Below are 17,085 nucleotides of genomic sequence, written 5' to 3'. Positions count from 1 at the left end.
GGCGGGTACCCGGATGTCCCGGGGTACCCGCCCGCTCGGCGGTCGGCGTCGTCAGACGACGATCAGTGCGTCCAGCGGGGCACCCGCGAGGGCGCCGGCCAGCCGCTCGCGGCCCGGCAGGAACGACAGCTCCATCAGGACCGCCACTCCGGCGACCTCCGCGCCGGCCCGCCTGATCAGCGAGAGCGAGGCCTCGGCGGTGCCGCCGGTGGCCAGGACGTCGTCGATGACCATGACCCGGTCGCCGGCCGCGAGGTCCTCGGCGTGGACCTCGATCTCCGCGGTGCCGTACTCCAGCTCGTACGACTGCGCGAGCGTGGCGCCCGGCAGCTTCCCGGCCTTGCGTACCGGCACGAAGCCGATGCCCGCCTGGACCGCCACCGGCGCCGCGAGGATGAACCCGCGCGCCTCCAGCCCGACGATCTTCGTCGCGCCGTACTGGCCGGCCAGCTCCGCCAGCGCGTCCGTCAGGGCCGCGAAGGCCTGCGGGTCGGCCAGCAGCGGGGTGATGTCCTTGAACATCACGCCCGGCTTCGGGTAGTCCGCGACGTCCTTGATCCGGCTGAGCAGCAGCTCACGCCCCTCGGGGGACAGTGCACTCACCGGCGCCGTCCCGAGCGGCCCTGGGCCACGACCTGCGGGGCGTCGTCGTCCGCGTAGTCCTCGCCGTCCGGGGACTCGCCCTTGGCCGCCGCGGCCGCCCGCTTGGCGAGCACCCGCTTCTTCAGCGCCTTCATCGCCGGCTCGCGCTCCTTGAGGTCCACGACCAGCGGGGTCGCGATGAAGATCGAGGAGTACGCACCGGCCGCGAGGCCGACGAACAGGGACAGCGAGATGTCGTTCAGCATGCCGGCGCCCAGGAAGCCGCCGCCGATGAAGAGCAGGGCCCCGACCGGGAGCAGCGCCACGACGGTGGTGTTGATCGAGCGGACCAGGGTGCCGTTGATGCTGCGGTTGGCGATCTCGCTGAACGTGTACCGGGTCTGCTTGGTGATGTCCTTCGAGCCCTCCTTCAGACCGTCGAAGACGACGACGGTGTCGTAGAGGGAGTAACCGAGGATCGTCAGGAGACCGATCACGGTGCCCGGGGTGACCTCGAAGCCGACCAGCGCGTACACGCCGACGGTGATGGTGAGGTCGTGGACCAGGGCGATCAGCGCGGCGACCGCCATCCGCCACTCGAAGGCGATGGCGAGGTAGATCACCACGAGGACCATGAAGACGGCGAGGCCGGTCCAGGCCTTGTTCGCGATCTGGTCGCCCCAGCTGGGGCCGACCAGGTCCGCGTTGATGTCGGCCTCGGCGACCTTGAGGTCGGTGGCGAGCTGCTTCTTGACACCCGCCGCGGCGTCCGTGTCCAGACCCGAGATCTGGATGCGCAAGCCCCCCGTGCCGAGCTCCTGGACGGTCGCGTCGTGGCCCGAGGCCTTCGCCGCGTCCTCGGTCGCCCTGGCGACGGAGACGGCCGTCTTCGGGGTGGTGAAGACGGCACCGCCCTTGAACTCGATGCCCATGTTGAGGCCCTGAACGGCCAGGGCCACGACCGCCGTGATGGTGATCAGAATGGAAACGCCGTACCAGACGAAGCGCTTGCCGACGAAGTCGTAGCCGACCTCACCGCGGTACAGCTTGGCGCCGAGATCTCCCAGCTTCGACATCTCTCACGCCTCCTTTGCGTCGACGGGAGCGGTGACGGAACCGGAGCCGGTGCGGCGGGACCGGCGCAGCGGCGGCTTGGCGCCGAGCCGCTTCGGGTCCAGCCCGGACCAGGGGTGACCGCTGGAGAAGAACTTCGTACGGGCCATCAGCGTCATGACCGGCTTGGTGAAGAGGAACACCACGACCACGTCGAGCAGAGTGGTCAGACCCAGGGTGAAGGCGAAGCCCTGCACCTTGCCGACGGTGACGATGAACAGCACCGCGGCGGCCAGGAACGACACGAAGTCGGAGACCAGGATGGTGCGCCGGGCTCGCGGCCAGGCCCGCTCCACGGCGGGGCGCAGGGTGCGGCCCTCGCGGATCTCGTCGCGGATGCGCTCGAAGTACACGATGAACGAGTCCGCCGTGATGCCGATCGCAACGATCGCACCGCAGACGGCGGGCAGGTTCAGCGCGAAGCCGATGCCCTTTCCGAGCAGCGCCATGATCGTGTAGGTGAGGATCGCGGACACCAGGAGGCTGACGATGGCGATGAAGGCCAGGCCCCGGTAGTAGACGAGCAGGTAGATCACCACGAGGGCGAGGCCGATGGCACCGGCGATCAGGCCGGCCTTCAGCTGCTCGCCGCCGAGCGCGGCGGTGACGGTGGTGACGCTGTCCTCGCTGAAGGAGAGCGGCAGGGCGCCGTACGAGAGCATGTTGCCCAGGTCCTGCGCGCTCTGCTGGGTGAAGCCGCCGGAGATCTCGGCGTTGCCGCCGGTCAGCGCCTGGCTGACGGACGGGTCGGAGACGACCTCGCCATCGAGCACGATCGCGAACTGGTTCTGCGGCATCTGCTTGGTGGCCAGCTCACCGGTGATCTTGGCGAACTTGTCGGCGCCCTTGTCGGTGAACTGCATGGTGACGATCCACTGGCCGCGCCGCGGGTCGATGACGCCCTTGGCGTCCGCGACGTCCGTACCGGCGACACCGGCGGGGCCGAGGATCCACTTGCCCCAGGTGTTGCCGTGCTTGCCGCAGGCGAGCGTCGGGTCCTCGGGCTTGGCACCCTTGCCCGCGGCGGTGCGCTGTGCCTCGTTGGTGCAGTCCAGCGCGGCGAACTTCGCCTGCAGGTCGGCGGCGGCCGCCTCGATGCCCGTCGGGGCCGGGGTCGGGGCCGGAGCCTTGTTGTCGTCTGCCTTCTTCGACTCGCTCGCCGAGGGCGCGGGAGCGGGGGTGGCCGGGGCCTTGGTGCCGTCTGCCTTCTTCGACTCGCTCGCCGAGGGCGAGGGAGTGGCCGGGGCCTTGAGGGCCTCGCTGAGCACACGGCCCTGGGAAGTGGCGCTGGACGACGGGGTGGCCGGGGCGCTGGGCTTGCCGCTGCCCTCGGCCTTGGGGGCGCCGGAGCTGCTCGCGGCGGGGCTCGGCGTGGCCTCGGGGGCCGCCGGGGCACCGTCGGCGAAGGCCAGGACCGGGCGGAAGTACAGCTGGGCGGTGGTACCGACCTGCTCGCGGGCCTGCTTCTCGTTCGTCCCCTTGGGGATGTTCACGATGATGTGGTCGCGGCCCTGCGTCTGGACCTCGGCCTCCGAGACGCCGAGACCGTTGACACGGCGCTCGATGATGCCGACCGCCGTGTTCATGTTGGTCTCGTTGATCGCGTCCGGCTTGCCGGGCTCGCTCTTGGCCTTGAGCGTGATGCTCGTACCGCCGGCGAGGTCGATGCCGAGCCGGGGGGTCGTCTGCTTCGTGAGGAACATCCCCGCGGTGAGCGCCACCATTGCGATCAGGATGATCGCCAGGGCGCGCCCCGGCCTCCCCTGAGCCCCCGTGGGCCGCCGGCCCTTCTTCGGTGCTGCCACCTTGTCGTATCTCCCTGTCCAACCGCCCCGCGCCGGGTCAGCGCGCGGACGGCCACGAAATGTGTGGTGGGGACCCCTGCCCCCCGCAGAAGTGTCACTGACGGGGACCGCGACGGCCGCCGGTCAGGCGCCTGCACGGTCCCCGCTCGCGCGCTACTTCGTGCCGGCCTCGCCGTCGGCCTTGCCGTCCTCGGGCTTGTCGTCCTTCGGCGTGTCACCCTTGGCCTCGCCGGCCTCGGGCTCGTCCGCCTTGGGCTCGTCCTTCTTGCCCAGGTCGAGCTTCGGGGCCTCGGCCCCGGTCTCGTCCGCCTCCTTGTCGAGGGTCAGCGAGGAGGCGTCGTCCGGAACGGCCGGCGTGTCGATCGTCAGATCATCACTCGTGCCGTGGACGATGCGGTTGTACTCCGCGTCCTCCAGGACGGCGCCGATGGAGTTCTTCGCGTAGATCGCGTGGACGCCGGGGGCCACCTCAAGGGTGACGGTGTCCTCGCCGATCTCCTTGACCGTGGCGTACATGCCGCCGATGGTGCGGACACCGGTGCCGGGCGCCATCTGGTCGCGCATCTGCGCGGCCGCCTGCTGCTTCTTCTTCGCGGAGCGGGTCATCAGGAACATCGCCCCGATGAGCACGATGAACGGGAGGAGTGTCACGAGATTCACGGGACGGAGATCCTTCGCACGACCGCACGGGAGACGGCCTTTTTCTACGGGGGTGGGCACGCCGACCCGAAGGGTCGGCATCGGCGGAGTCTAGGCGAGTCCGCACGGATGGAACAACGCCCAGCATGGCACCGCAGTTCCTGACCGGGCGAACCTCCGCGCCGTCAGGCCCCGAACAAGCCCTGTTGTCCGCTTGATCCACTGCCGCCGTGCTGCGGCGGGACGAGGCCCAGGTGAGCCCATGCGGCGGGGGTCGCGACCCGGCCCCTGGGGGTACGGGCGAGCAGCCCCTCCCGTACCAGGAACGGCTCGGCGACCTCCTCCACCGTCTCCCGCTCCTCGCCGACCGCGACGGCGAGGGTGGACAGCCCGACGGGACCGCCGCCGAACAGCTTGAGCAGGGCTTCGAGGACGGCCCGGTCCAGCCGGTCGAGCCCGCGCGCGTCCACCTCGTACACCTGGAGGGCGGTGCCGGCCACCTCGCGGGTGATCACCCCATCGGCCCTGACCTGGGCGTAGTCGCGGACGCGGCGCAGCAGGCGGTTGGCGATGCGCGGGGTGCCGCGGGAACGGCCGGCGATCTCGGCGGCACCGGCCGTGTCGATCTCCACGTCGAGGAGCCGGGCGGAGCGGTGGATGACGCGTTCCAGCTCCTCGGGGGCGTAGAACTCCATGTGCCCGGTGAAGCCGAAGCGGTCGCGCAGCGGCGGCGGCAGCAGGCCCGCGCGGGTCGTCGCCCCGACGAGGGTGAACGGCGGCAGCTCCAGGGGGATGGCGGTGGCCCCGGGCCCCTTGCCGACGATCACGTCGACCCGGAAGTCCTCCATGGCCATGTACAGCATTTCCTCGGCGGGCCGGGACATGCGGTGGATCTCGTCGAGGAAGAGGACCTCGCCTTCCTGGAGAGAGGACAGGATCGCGGCGAGGTCGCCCGCGTGCTGGATGGCGGGGCCGGAGGTGATCCGGATCGGCGCGCCCATCTCGGCGGCGATGATCATTGACAGTGTGGTCTTGCCGAGGCCGGGCGCGCCGGAGAGCAGGACGTGGTCGGCGGTGGCCCCGCGCTGGCGGGCCGCCTTGAGGACGAGGTCCAGCTGCTGGCGGACCTTCTCCTGACCGACGAACTCGCCGAGGTCCTTGGGGCGCAGGGCCGCCTCGACGGCGGTGTCCTCCCCGTCGGCGGCGGCCGCCACGATCCGGTCGTCGCTCTCGTCATCCCAGTTCACGGTGTCAGTCTGCCTTCTGCGTCGTTGCGGTGGTCGGTCCGGGTCCCCTGCCGGGTGCGGTGGCTGCGGCTGCACGGTGCCCCTCCCCTCCCCGCCCGCCCTCTACCGTTTCCCGGGGGCACATCCGGCCCCGCCGGCGATCGAGGCGTGGTCGCGGAGCACCGCGCAGTGACCGGTACCGGCTTCCGAGCCGCGCCGGTGATCGAGGCTGGGGGTCCCCCCGGACGGAGTCTGGGGGAGAACGGTGGAAGGGCGGGGAGGGGCAGGCCCCGCGCAGCAGCCCGCCCGCGGGCAACGGGCCGGTCAGCGGGCGCGGTTCAAGGATCAGCGGGCGCGGTTCAAGGACTGGAGGGCCGCGCGCAGGAGCTGCGGGACCGGGGCCGAACCGCCGGCGGCGATGGCCTCCTCCGCCTGCGGCGTCACCGCCGAGACCGCGTCCTCCGCCTCCCGCGAGGCATAGCCGAGGCCGATCAGCGCGGCGGCGAGCTGCTCGGTCCAGGGGGCGGGCCCGGACGCGGCGGCCCGCTGGGCCCCGACCAGCGCTCCGGTACCGAGCGGCTGGCCCAGCTTGTCCTTGAGCTCAAGCAGCAGCTTCTGGGCCCCCTTCTTCCCGATGCCGGGCACGGCCATCAGGGATTTCTCGTCCCCCGTGGAGACGGCGAGGCGCAGCGCGTCCGGGCTGTGCACCCCCAGCATCGCCTGGGCGAGGCGCGGTCCGACCCCGCTCGCGGTCTGGAGCAGTTCGAAGACCTGCCGCTCGTCGTCGTCGGCGAAGCCGTACAGCGTCAGCGAGTCCTCCCGTACCACCAGGGAGGTGGCCAGCCGCGCCGTCTCCCCGATCCGCAGGCCGGAGACGGTACCCGGCGTGCACTGCACGGCCATGCCCACTCCCCCGACCTCGATCACGGCCTGGGTGGGGGCGAGTGCGGCGACCGGGCCGCTGACGAAGGCGATCATGAGGGGCGGCCTTTCGAGGCATGCAGGGCGACCGCCTGCTGGAGGCGGTTCTGGGCGGGGGCCCGCCAGATGTGGCAGACGGCGAGGGCGAGGGCGTCCGCGGCGTCGGCGGGTTTGGGCGGGGCGGAGAGCCGCAGCAGCCGGGTCACCATCGCCCCGACCTGTGCCTTGTCGGCCCGGCCGGTGCCGGTGACGGCGGCCTTGACCTCACTGGGGGTGTGCAGGGCGACGGGTATCCCGCGGCGCGCCGCGCACAGCATGGCAACGGCGCTCGCCTGGGCGGTCCCCATCACCGTACTGACGTTGTGCTGGCTGAACACCCGCTCCACGGCGACGACTTCGGGCCGGTACTCATCGAGCCATTCCTCGATGCCCGCCTCGATCGCGACGAGCCGGTGCCCCAACTCCGTGTCCACGGCGGTGCGTACCACCCCCACGCCGATCATGGTGAGGGGACGGCCGGCGACGCCCTCGACCACGCCGACACCGCACCGGGTCAGCCCCGGGTCCACGCCGAGTACGCGCACCCCGCCCCTCCTTCGATCGCCAGTGCGTGCAGGCTATCCGGTGGCACTGACAAAGCAGCGGGCCGACGGGGTGTGTCCCCGTCGGCCCGCCGCTGATGCCCGATCAGGCGTCGACCTTCTCCATGACCTCGTCGGAGACGTCGAAGTTGGCGAAGACGTTCTGCACGTCGTCGCTGTCCTCCAGCGCGTCGATCAGCTTGAAGATCTTGCGCGCGCCGTCCTCGTCGAGCTCGACCTGCATGGTCGGGACGAAGCTGGAGTCGGCGGAGTCGTAGTCGATGCCGGCTTCCTGGAGCGCGGTGCGGACCGCGACCAGGTCGGTGGCCTCGCTGATGATCTCCCAGGTCTCGCCGTTGTCGTTGACCTCTTCGGCACCGGCTTCCAGGACCGCGTCGAGCACGTCGTCCTCGGACAGCTCGGCCTTGGGCAGGAGGATGACGCCCTTGCGGTTGAACAGGTACGAGACCGAGCCCGGGTCGGCCATCGAGCCGCCGTTGCGGGTCATGGCGACGCGGACGTCGGAGGCGGCGCGGTTGCGGTTGTCGGTGAGGCACTCGATGAGCACCGCGACACCGTTCGGGCCGTAGCCTTCGTACATGATCGTCTCGTAGTCGGCGCCGCCGGCCTCGAGGCCGCCGCCGCGCTTGACCGCGGAGTCGATGTTCTTGTTCGGGACCGACTGCTTCTTCGCCTTCTGCACGGCGTCGAAGAGGGTCGGGTTGCCCTCGATGTCGGCACCGCCCATACGGGCCGCGACCTCGATGTTCTTGATCAGCTTCGCGAAGAGCTTGCCGCGCTTGGCATCGATCACGGCCTTCTTGTGCTTCGTCGTAGCCCATTTAGAGTGGCCGGACATCCGCCTGTCTCCTTCGCGTCACCAACAGTGTTCACCTCAGATCCTACCGGGACCTGATTACAGCCCCGCGCGCACCATGTCGACGAAGTACGCGTGGACGCGGTCGTCGCCGGTCAGCTCCGGGTGGAACGAGGTGGCGAGGACATTACCCTGGCGCACGGCGACGGTGTGGCCGTCGTACGTGGCGAGCACCTCGGCGGCGGCGCCGACCGACTCGACCCACGGGGCGCGGATGAAGACGCCCTCGACCGGGCCGCCGTCGATGCCGGCGAAGTCGATCCGGGCCTCGAAGGACTCGTTCTGGCGGCCGAAGGCGTTGCGGCGGACGATCATGTCGATGCCGCCGAGCGTCTCCTGGTCCTCGCGGCCGTCGAGCAGCTTGTCGGCGAGCATGATCATGCCGGCGCAGGTGCCGTACACGGGCATCCCGGCCCGCACGCGCTCGCGCAGCGGCTCCAGCATGCCGAACAGGACGGCGAGCTTCGACATGGTCGTGGACTCGCCGCCGGGGATCACCAGGGCGTCGACCTCGGCGAGCTCCTCGGGACGCCGGACCGGCCTGGCCACGGCGTCCGCCGCGGCCAGGGCGATCAGGTGCTCCCGTACATCGCCCTGGAGGGCCAGGACACCGATAACGGGGGTGGTCATGTCCGATTACCAGCCGCGGTTGGCGTAGCGCTCGGCCTCGGGCAGGGTGTCGCAGTTGATGCCGACCATGGCCTCGCCCAGGTTGCGGGAGGCGTCCGCGATGATCTTCGGGTCGTCGTAGAAGGTGGTGGCCTTCACGATGGCGGCGGCGCGCTTGGCCGGGTCGCCCGACTTGAAGATGCCGGAGCCGACGAAGACGCCCTCGGCACCGAGCTGGCGCATCAGGGCGGCGTCGGCCGGGGTGGCGACGCCACCGGCGGAGAACAGCACCACCGGGAGCTTGCCGAGCTCGGCGACCTCCTTGACGAGCTCGTACGGGGCGCGCAGCTCCTTGGCGGCGGCGTACAGCTCGTTGTTGTCGAAGCCGCGCAGCTTGGCGATCTCGTTCTTGATCTGGCGCAGGTGGCGGACGGCCTCGACGACGTTGCCGGTGCCGGCCTCGCCCTTCGAGCGGATCATGGCCGCGCCCTCGGCGATGCGGCGCAGGGCCTCGCCCAGGTTGGTGGCACCGCAGACGAAGGGGGTGGTGAACGCCCACTTGTCGGAGTGGTTGACCTCGTCGGCCGGGGTCAGGACCTCGGACTCGTCGATGTAGTCGACACCGAGGGACTGCAGGACCTGCGCCTCGACGAAGTGGCCGATGCGGGACTTGGCCATGACGGGGATCGAGACCGCCTCGATGATCTCTTCGATCATGTTCGGGTCCGACATGCGCGCGACGCCGCCGTCCTTGCGGATGTCGGCAGGGACCCGCTCCAGGGCCATGACGGCCACGGCGCCGGCGTCCTCGGCGATCTTCGCCTGCTCGGCGTTGACCACGTCCATGATCACGCCGCCCTTGAGCTGCTCGGCCATGCCGCGCTTGACGCGGGAGGTGCCGATCGCGGACTCAGCGGACTGCGGGGTGGAGGGAAGCGTGCTCACGGATTGACCTCACTCGAAGGGAAGACGGGTGCTGCGGTGGTACTCCGCCGAGGAAACCGTCCCCGACCAGTCCACCGCAAGGGCCAATGAGGAGCCGGTGGCCCCTTTCGACTTGGCCTTCGGGTACAACTAGGGCCGGTCGGCAAGATCCACCGGAGGCTCATCGTCCATTTCGAAGGCGAGCGGGAAGGGGGCATGGCCGGCCAGCCGGAACCAGCGGACCTTGCGGTGCCGGCGCAGTGCGCGGGCGGCCCGTACGGCGTCGTTGTGGAAGCGCCGCGCCATGGGCACCCGCCGGACGGCCGCGGCCAGCTCCCCGGCGGCGGCCTCGCCGCCCGGGGCGGCCTTGAGCACCTCGACCTGGGCGGCATCGGAGAACACCGCGCGCAGCGCCTGGCTGAGCTCGCTCTCGGCGACCTCGCGGTGCTCCTCCTCGGCCTGGCGGGCGCCGTGGGCGGCCTCGTACAGGACGAGCGAGGAGGCAGGGTCGAGTACTCCTGAGGTGGCCACTTCGAGCACCACCGAGGCACGCCGCACGAGCTGCGCGTCGAGCGCGGCGCGGGCGGCGTCCATCCGCGAGTGCAGCCGGTCCAGCCGTCCGGCGGTCCAGCTGAGGTAGACCCCGATGACGCCGAGCGCCAGGGCGGTCCAGACAAGGGTTTCGATCACGGCCCGCGACAATACCGCGTACCGCGGCCCCCGCCCCTGTCGGCCCTGGCGGGCCGGGCGGACGCGGCGGGCCGGGCCGACGCGGTGGGCCCTGCGGACGCGGTGGGCCCTGGGGACGCCGCGGGGGGTCCGTCAGGCCGACGGGTCCCGGGTGAGGCCCAGGCGGGTGCGCAGGGGGACGCGTTCGTCCGTGGCCACCGCCGCCGCGCCGTCCGTCACGGTTTCGTAGACCGCCAGGATGTCGGCTCCGACCGTCGACCAGTCGAACCGGCGTACGTGCGCGGAGCCGTGGGCGCTGAGTTCCGCGCGGCGGACCGGGTCGCGCAGCAGGGCCACCGCGCCGGCGGCGAGCGCGTCCGCGTCCTCGTTGGCGAACAGCTCCCCCGCCGCCCCCTGGTCCAGGACCTGGGCGAACGCGTCCAGGTCGGAGGCCAGCACCGCGGCACCCGCCGACAGCGCCTCGACCAGGATGATGCCGAAACTCTCGCCGCCCGTGTTCGGGGCCACGTACACGTCAACGCTGCGCAGCAGCCGCGCCTTGTCCTCGTCCGAGACCATGCCGAGGAACTCCACCCGCGCGCGCAGGTCGGCGGGCAGGGAGGACACGGCCTCCTCCTCGTCGCCGCGGCCCGCCACGAGGAGCCGTACGTCGGGGCAGGCCTCCACGATCTTGGGGAACGCCGCCATGAGGACCGGGAGGCCCTTGCGGGGCTCGTCGATCCGGCCGATGAAGCCGAGGGTCCGGCCGCCCCACTCCGCCTTCGGCTCGGCCGAGGCGAAGAAGTCCACGTCCACCCCGTTCGGGATCACCACGGCGTCCCCGCCCAGGTGCTCCACGAGCGTGCGGCGCGCGTACTCGCTCACCGCGATCCGCGCACTGATCTTCTCCAGCGCCGGCTGGAGGATCGGGTACGCGGCGATCATGGCCCGCGAGCGCGGGTTCGAGGTGTGGAACGTGGCCACGATCGGGCCCTGCGCGGCCCAGCAGGTCAGCAGTCCCAGCGACGGCGAGGTCGGTTCGTGGATGTGGATCACGTCGAAGACGCCGTCGTGCAGCCAGCGACGCACCCGCGCCGCCGACAGGAAGCCGAAGTTCAGCCGGGCCACCGACCCGTTGTACGGCACCGGCACCGCCCGCCCCGCAGAGACCACGTACGGCGGCAGCGGCGTCTCGTCGTCCGCCGGAGCCAGCACCGACACCTCGTGGCCGAGGCGGATCAGGTGCTCCGCGAGGTCCCGGATGTGGAACTGGACGCCGCCGGGCACGTCCCAGGAGTACGGGCAGACAATGCCGATCTTCACGAGGAGCGCTCCTCCAGGTCGTCCAGCCACAGCCGCTGCAGCATGTGCCAGTCCTCCGGGTGCTCGGCGATCCCCTGGGCGAAGGCGTCGGCCATCGCCTGGGTCATGGCGGCCGTCTTCTCGGCCCGGGTCCCGGTCTTCGGGACCGGCACCTCGGGGTGGATCCGGCCGCGCAGGTACGGCGTCTCGCCGTAGTACAGCGTGACGGGCAGCAGCACCGCGCCCGTCTGCTGCGCCAGCAGCGCCGGCCCGGCCGGCATCCGCGCCGTCGAGCCGAAGAAGTCCACCTCGACGCCGGAGGCCGACAGGTCCCGGTCCGCGACCAGGCAGATCAGGCCGCCGGAGCGGAGCCGGCGGGCGAGGGTCCCGAAGGAGGAGGCGCCGTTGTGCGGCAGCACCTCCATGCCCAGGCTCTCCCGGTAGGCGACGAAGCGGTCGTACAGCGATTCGGGCTTGAGCCGCTCCGCGACGGTGGTGAACGGGACGCCCAGGTGCCCGGTGACCCAGGCGCCGGCGAGGTCCCAGTTGGCCAGGTGCGGCAGGGCGGCGATCACACCGCGCCCGGAGGCCACGGCCTCGCGCAGGATGTGGTCGTCCGTGAGGTCGACATCCGTGCCGAAGCGCTCGGGGTCCATGGCCGGCAGCCGGAAGGACTCCATCCAGTAGCGCATGTACGAGCGCATGCCGGCCTGCGAGAGCTCCCGCAGCCGCTCCGGCCCGGCGTCCGGCACGACGCGGGCCAGGTTCGACTCCAGCCGCAGCACGCTCTTGCCGCGCTTCTTCCACGCGTAGTCGGCGATCCGGCGGCCCAGGGCCACCGCAGCCGGCTCCGGCAGCTTCTTCACCCCGGCCCAGCCGAGCCCGTACAGGCCGTCGACCAGCTTGTCCTGCGCCGCGCCCATCAGGCAGCGCCGCCCTCGGCCACGGCGGCCGCGTCGGCCTCCGCTGCCTCACGGCGTACGGTGACCACCCGCTGGACCAGCGTGATCAGCGAGCCCACGGCGACGATCCACAGTGCGACGGGCAGCAGCACCTCGATCCACGAGGGCACCCCGAAGGTCGCCAGCCCGGACAGACCGGCCGCGACCAGCGAGATCACCAGCCGCTCGGCGCGCTCGATGAGCCCGTTGACGGCGACGGGCAGCCCTATCGACTCGCCGCGGGCCTTCGTGTACGAGACCACCTGGCCGCTGGCCAGGCAGAAGATCGCCACCGCGCAGAGCACGTTGTCGTTCCCGGAGCCCGCGTACCAGAGCGCGAAGCCGCCGAAGATCGCCGCGTCGGCCACCCGGTCGAGCGTCGAGTCGAGGAAAGCGCCCCAGCGGCTGGAGATGCCCGCCTGGCGGGCCATGTTCCCGTCCACCAGGTCGGAGAACACGAACAGCGTGATGGTGATCGTGCCCCAGAAGAACTCTCCCCGGGGGAAGAAGACCAGCGCTCCCGCCACCACTCCGGCCGTGCCGATCAGGGTGACCGCGTCCGGGCTCACCCCCCGCCGAAGGAGAAAAGCGGCGAATGGCGTGAGAACACGCGTGAAGAATGCACGCGCGTACTTGTTCAGCATGGCCTTCCCGGAGGGTCGCTGGGCCGAACGGCCCCATCGGCCACCGGCTGGCCCATCGTAGCCAGCGCCCCGGGCGCCCACCGCCGCGCACCCACCGGTTCGCGCCAGGCAATCGCCGGTCCGTGCCCCCGACACGCACCGGACCGCGCCGGGTACTACGTATGGACGCAGTGTGACGCCAGTGCAAAGCTCGAAGGACCCCGATCAACCTCCTCACCGTCACACCGGGAGGCACGAGCATCATGGGAGCCACATCACACCAAGCCGGAGCCGCCGGCAGGGCACCGACGGCCGACCGCCCGTCGTCCGTACGGAACGTCGTGCTGGTCGGCCACAGTGGAGCCGGCAAGACCACGCTGGTCGAGGCCCTCGCCCTGACGGCCGGCGCCGTCAACCGGGCGGGCCGGGTCGAGGACGGCACCGCCGTCTCCGACTACGACGAGATCGAACACCGGCAGCAGCGGTCCGTACAGCTGTCCCTCGTCCCCGTCGAATGGGGCGGAATCAAGATCAATATCCTGGACACCCCCGGATACGCCGACTTCGTCGGCGAGCTCAGGGCCGGTCTGCGCGCCGCGGACGCGGCCCTTTTCGTCGTCTCGTCCTCCGACGGCATCGACGGCGCGACCCGCATGGTCTGGGACGAGTGCGAGGCCGTCGGCATGCCCCGCGCCATCGTCGTCACCCATCTGGAGGCAGCCCGCGCCGACTATGCGCAGATGGCCACCGTCTGCGGCGAGATCTTCGGCGCCGAGGACCCCGACGCCGTCATCCCGCTCTACCTGCCCCTGTACGGGCCTCCCGGCCCCGACGGGCACTCCCCGGTCGCGGGACTCCTCGGGCTGCTCTCCCGGCGCGTGTACGACTACACCTCCGGGGAGCGTGTGGAGCGCGACCCCGCACCCGACGAGCTCGCCCTCATCTCCGACGCCCGCGCCCGCCTCATCGAGGGGATCATCGCCGAGAGCGAGGACGAGAGCCTCATGGACCGCTACCTCGGCGGTGAGGACATCGACGTCAAGACGCTCGTCGACGACCTTGAGCGCGCCGTGGCCCGCGGCACCTTCCACCCGGTCCTGATGGCCGCCCCCACCACCGACGGCGCCCGCCAGGGCCTCGGCACCGTCGAGCTCCTGGAACTGATCACCGGCGGCTTCCCCACCCCCCTGGAACGCGCCGCCGTCGCCGTCACCGCCCCGGACGGCGCCGAGCGCCCGGCCGTCACCTGCGACCCCGACGGGCCGCTCGTCGCCGAGGTCGTCAAGACCTCCTCCGACCCCTACGTCGGCCGCGTCTCCCTCGTCCGGGTCTTCTCCGGCACCCTGCGTCCCGAGGAGACCGTGCACGTCAGCGGGCACGGCCTGGCCGACCGGGGGCACGAGGACCACGACGTGGACGAGCGCATCGGCGCCGTGTCCTCCCCGTTCGGCAAACAGCAGCGCACCCTCACCCGGGCCATCGCCGGCGACCTCGCCTGCGTGGCCAAACTCACCCGCGCCGAGACCGGCGACACCCTCTCGGACAAGGACCGGCCGCTCCTCATGGCTCCCTGGCCGATGCCGGACCCGCTGCTCCCCCTCGCCATCGAGGCCCACAGCAAGGCCGACGAGGACAAGCTCTCCCAGGGCCTGGCCCGGCTCGTCGCCGAGGACCCGACGATGCGGCTCGAACAGAACCCGCACACCCACCAGGTCGTCCTGTGGTGCCTCGGCGAGGCCCACCAGGACGTCGCCCTCGAACGGCTGCGCACCCGCTACGGGGTCCAGGTCGACCCCGTCCCGCACAAGGTGAGCCTGCGCGAGACCTTCGGCGCGAAGGCCGCCGGCCGCGGCCGCCACGTCAAACAGTCCGGCGGGCACGGCCAGTTCGCCATCTGCGAGATCGAGGTCGAACCGCTCCCGCCCGGCAGCGGCATCGAGTTCGTCGACAAGGTCGTCGGCGGCTCCGTGCCCCGCCAGTTCATCCCGTCCGTCGAGAAGGGCGTCCGCACCCAGGCCGCCCGCGGGGTCTCGGCCGGCTATCCGCTGGTCGACATCCGCATCACCCTCCTCGACGGCAAGGCTCACTCGGTGGACTCCTCCGACGCCGCCTTCCAGACCGCCGGCGCCCTCGCCCTGCGCGAAGCCGCCGCCGAGGCCGTCATCCACCTCCTCGAACCGGTCGCCGAGCTCGCCGTCCTCGTGCCGGACGAGTACGTCGGCCCCGTCATGAGCGACCTGGCCGGCCGCCGGGGCCGCGTCGTCGGCACCGAACAGGCCGGCACGGGCCGCACCCGGGTCCGCGCGGAGATCCCCGAGATCGAGATCGGCCGGTACGCCGTCGAACTGCGCTCGGTGTCGCACGGCACGGGCCGGTTCACCCGCGCCTACGCCCGGCACGAGCCCATGCCGCCGCAGATCGCGGAAAAGGTGCGGGAACAGGCCGAGAAGGGAACCTGACCGAGAGAGCGCCAGGAGCCGCCCACCCAACGGTCTTGCGGTGGGCGGCATTTCCCTGTCCCATGACCATGGGAAGGGATACGCCGATAGGCTCATGTGCGCGGCAAAACAGCACAACGCACAGCGATGGGGGCAGCGGTGGCGGACGACGGATTCGACTTCAGGCCCGGGGCACAGATCCCCCTGCAGGGGGCCGGCGGCCAGACCGCGGCGACCAACGCCCTCGCCTCGGCCGCGTACCGGGACGGCGGCAAGGACACCAAGCTGTCGGCGATACTCAAGGCCAACAACGAGTACCACGAGTCGGTGGTCAAACCGCCCAAGATCTCGCTCTTCGAGCCCAACCTGGGCGAGGCTTTCTGCCGTGCCGTCGAGGCCCGCACCCTCGCCGCCGGGCGCAAGCCACTGATCCAGTCCTTCGGCCTCGATCCGCAGACCGTCGTCGAGCACTGCCTGGCCGCCTCCCGCATCCGCAAGGAGCGCGACCGCAAACTGCGCCTGATCATGCTCGTCGCCGGCGTGCTGTTCCTGCCCGGGCTGCTGCTGTGGCTGGGCCTGTTCCAGCTCCGCAAGATGCTGGCCAAGAGCCAGGAGAAGCACGCGTCCTGGCTGGGCACCCTGGTCCTCGTCGGCATCGCCGTCGTGGCGGCCGTCCTCATGTTCCGGCTGCCGTTCACCGGCTTCGCCGGCCTGTACGTGCGCGGCATGATCATCGTGCCTGCCGTCGGCTGGCTCCTCGCCCGCCGGATCTGCGAGGCCACCGCCGCCGACATGCGCTCACGCTGGGACGGACTGCTCGCGGGCAGCGGCATCGGCGCCAAGATCCCGGAGGCGGTGCCGGGCAACCCCGACGAGAAGGCCCGCGAGGACCTGCGCCACTCGCTGGCCAAGCTGACCGCCGAGGACCGCAGCAACTCCGTGTTCTACGCCGGCCCCAAGGGCATCCTCGGCATGGGCACCCGCTGGGGCAGCTGGCAGATGGCCGAGGAGCTCGCCCCCAAGACGGAGGGCATGGAGATCCACCCGTTCCGCAGCTGGGACGTCATACGGGCGATCGACACCGAGCTGCGCAAGCTGGAGCGCGGCCCCCTGCACACCGGCGGCCTGCCGCCCGCGTCGATCCAGCACTGGATCGTCACCCCGGTCGGCGAAGGCGCCAAGGAAGTGGCCCGGCCCAGCGGCGCGGACGTGGACACCTTCCTGGTCAAGCCGCACGAGATCACCCGGATCTGCAACGAGCAGCAGTTCAGCGGCGGCAACCGGCACTACCTCGGCATCCAGTACCCGCTCTGGGACGGCCAGCTGGTGATCACCATGCTGGTGACGGTCACCGTGCTCTACAAGACCCTCCGCGTGGAGGTGACCGGCCACGCGCTCGGACCGGTGGACGGCCTGTTCACCAGCAAGTCCGCGGCCCCGACCGTCGAGGTCCCCAAGTCCGTCCGGTTCTGGGAGACCGTGGAGCGGCCCCTGCCGCTGGTGGACGCCCAGGAGGTGGTCCGCCTGGCGGTCCGTGCTCCGCTGACCTGGTTCCCGCCGGTCCTCGACTTCTTCGGCGGCAAGCTGGTCCTGCCCGAGCCCTTCGGCCTGCGCCACGTCTGGGCGGGCCAGCCCTGGCGCCACCGCTTCATGGCCGACGACGCGATGCGCGCCGCGACCCCGGTCCTGCGTGCGGTGCACGCGGCCGCGCTGCGGGTCCTGGACGAGAACGGCGCCGACATCGACCGCTTCAGCAACCGCTCGATGGTCGTCAGCGGCCTCGTACAGGACGCGGCCCCGCGCAAGGCCGACGTGTACGACGCGTAGGTGTCCCG

Annotated in this window: 16 protein-coding genes; 2 read left to right on the top strand and 14 right to left on the bottom strand. The window is 71.4% G+C overall.

Features of this window, described 5'->3' with window-relative positions; genetic code table 11:
* Nucleotides 1-51: 51 nt before the first annotated feature.
* The 14 genes from ABTY04_RS26110 to pgsA all read right to left on the bottom strand — a co-directional run bounded on the left by ABTY04_RS26110 (nucleotide 52) and on the right by pgsA (nucleotide 12,833).
* Nucleotides 52-603 carry an adenine phosphoribosyltransferase gene (locus ABTY04_RS26110; RefSeq protein ID WP_352215817.1) on the bottom strand — a complete coding sequence of 184 codons (552 nt, stop codon included), beginning with the start codon at nucleotides 601-603 and terminating at the stop codon, nucleotides 52-54.
* Entirely contained in the window at nucleotides 600-1,658 is a 1,059-nt protein-coding gene (gene secF / locus ABTY04_RS26105) for a protein translocase subunit SecF (protein ID WP_352215816.1), read from the bottom strand. Before secF ends, ABTY04_RS26110 begins: the two co-directional genes overlap by 4 nt.
* A gap of 3 nt (nucleotides 1,659-1,661) precedes the next feature.
* Nucleotides 1,662-3,500: a protein translocase subunit SecD gene (gene secD / locus ABTY04_RS26100; protein ID WP_352215815.1), complete on the bottom strand. Its 1,839-nt coding sequence runs from the start codon at nucleotides 3,498-3,500 to the stop codon at nucleotides 1,662-1,664.
* 153 nt (nucleotides 3,501-3,653) lie between these two features.
* The gene (gene yajC / locus ABTY04_RS26095; RefSeq protein WP_352215814.1) at nucleotides 3,654-4,160 is read right to left on the bottom strand and encodes a preprotein translocase subunit YajC; all 507 of its coding nucleotides are present in this window, start codon (nucleotides 4,158-4,160) and stop codon (nucleotides 3,654-3,656) included.
* 164 nt (nucleotides 4,161-4,324) lie between these two features.
* Nucleotides 4,325-5,386, bottom strand: coding sequence for a Holliday junction branch migration DNA helicase RuvB (gene ruvB / locus ABTY04_RS26090; protein ID WP_030294538.1), 1,062 nt, complete (start codon nucleotides 5,384-5,386; stop codon nucleotides 4,325-4,327).
* A 324-nt stretch (nucleotides 5,387-5,710) separates the two neighbouring features.
* The gene (ruvA, locus tag ABTY04_RS26085; RefSeq protein ID WP_352215813.1) at nucleotides 5,711-6,343 is read right to left on the bottom strand and encodes a Holliday junction branch migration protein RuvA; all 633 of its coding nucleotides are present in this window, start codon (nucleotides 6,341-6,343) and stop codon (nucleotides 5,711-5,713) included.
* Complete coding sequence (gene ruvC, locus ABTY04_RS26080) at nucleotides 6,340-6,870, bottom strand: crossover junction endodeoxyribonuclease RuvC (protein ID WP_352215812.1); 531 nt, start codon at nucleotides 6,868-6,870, stop codon at nucleotides 6,340-6,342. The genes ruvA and ruvC overlap by 4 nt, the downstream gene beginning before the upstream one ends.
* A gap of 103 nt (nucleotides 6,871-6,973) precedes the next feature.
* Nucleotides 6,974-7,726, bottom strand: coding sequence for a YebC/PmpR family DNA-binding transcriptional regulator (locus ABTY04_RS26075; protein WP_352215811.1), 753 nt, complete (start codon nucleotides 7,724-7,726; stop codon nucleotides 6,974-6,976).
* Nucleotides 7,727-7,783: 57 nt separating this feature from the next.
* Complete coding sequence (gene pdxT, locus ABTY04_RS26070; RefSeq protein WP_352215810.1) at nucleotides 7,784-8,374, bottom strand: pyridoxal 5'-phosphate synthase glutaminase subunit PdxT; 591 nt, start codon at nucleotides 8,372-8,374, stop codon at nucleotides 7,784-7,786.
* Nucleotides 8,375-8,380: 6 nt separating this feature from the next.
* The gene (gene pdxS / locus ABTY04_RS26065; RefSeq protein WP_030157377.1) at nucleotides 8,381-9,298 is read right to left on the bottom strand and encodes a pyridoxal 5'-phosphate synthase lyase subunit PdxS; all 918 of its coding nucleotides are present in this window, start codon (nucleotides 9,296-9,298) and stop codon (nucleotides 8,381-8,383) included.
* Nucleotides 9,299-9,427: 129 nt separating this feature from the next.
* The gene (locus tag ABTY04_RS26060; protein ID WP_352215809.1) at nucleotides 9,428-9,967 is read right to left on the bottom strand and encodes a hypothetical protein; all 540 of its coding nucleotides are present in this window, start codon (nucleotides 9,965-9,967) and stop codon (nucleotides 9,428-9,430) included.
* Nucleotides 9,968-10,099: 132 nt separating this feature from the next.
* Nucleotides 10,100-11,269, bottom strand: coding sequence for a glycosyltransferase family 4 protein (locus ABTY04_RS26055; protein WP_352215808.1), 1,170 nt, complete (start codon nucleotides 11,267-11,269; stop codon nucleotides 10,100-10,102).
* On the bottom strand, nucleotides 11,266-12,171 hold the full coding sequence (locus tag ABTY04_RS26050; protein WP_352215807.1) for a phosphatidylinositol mannoside acyltransferase: 906 nt from the start codon (nucleotides 12,169-12,171) through the stop codon (nucleotides 11,266-11,268). Before ABTY04_RS26050 ends, ABTY04_RS26055 begins: the two co-directional genes overlap by 4 nt.
* Nucleotides 12,171-12,833, bottom strand: a complete 663-nt coding sequence (pgsA, locus tag ABTY04_RS26045; protein ID WP_352215806.1) for a phosphatidylinositol phosphate synthase — start codon at nucleotides 12,831-12,833, stop codon at nucleotides 12,171-12,173. The genes ABTY04_RS26050 and pgsA overlap by 1 nt, the downstream gene beginning before the upstream one ends.
* A gap of 242 nt (nucleotides 12,834-13,075) precedes the next feature.
* On the opposite strand from pgsA, the gene ABTY04_RS26040 reads away from it, so the two are divergent.
* Together ABTY04_RS26040 and ABTY04_RS26035 are read left to right on the top strand one after the other, a co-directional pair.
* Nucleotides 13,076-15,271 (top strand): elongation factor G-like protein EF-G2, encoded by a 2,196-nt coding sequence (locus ABTY04_RS26040; protein WP_352215805.1) that lies wholly within the window; start codon nucleotides 13,076-13,078, stop codon nucleotides 15,269-15,271.
* Between the two features lie 138 nt (nucleotides 15,272-15,409).
* Complete coding sequence (locus ABTY04_RS26035; protein ID WP_352215804.1) at nucleotides 15,410-17,077, top strand: AbeC-like domain-containing protein; 1,668 nt, start codon at nucleotides 15,410-15,412, stop codon at nucleotides 17,075-17,077.
* Nucleotides 17,078-17,085: the final 8 nt, after the last annotated feature.

Origin of the sequence: Streptomyces sp. NPDC097981 (genome assembly GCF_040302565.1) — a bacterium.
Classification (GTDB): Bacteria; Actinomycetota; Actinomycetes; order Streptomycetales; family Streptomycetaceae; genus Streptomyces.
The sequence above is the reverse complement of the archived record's forward strand: the minus strand, read 5'-3'. Positions and strand labels throughout refer to the sequence as shown.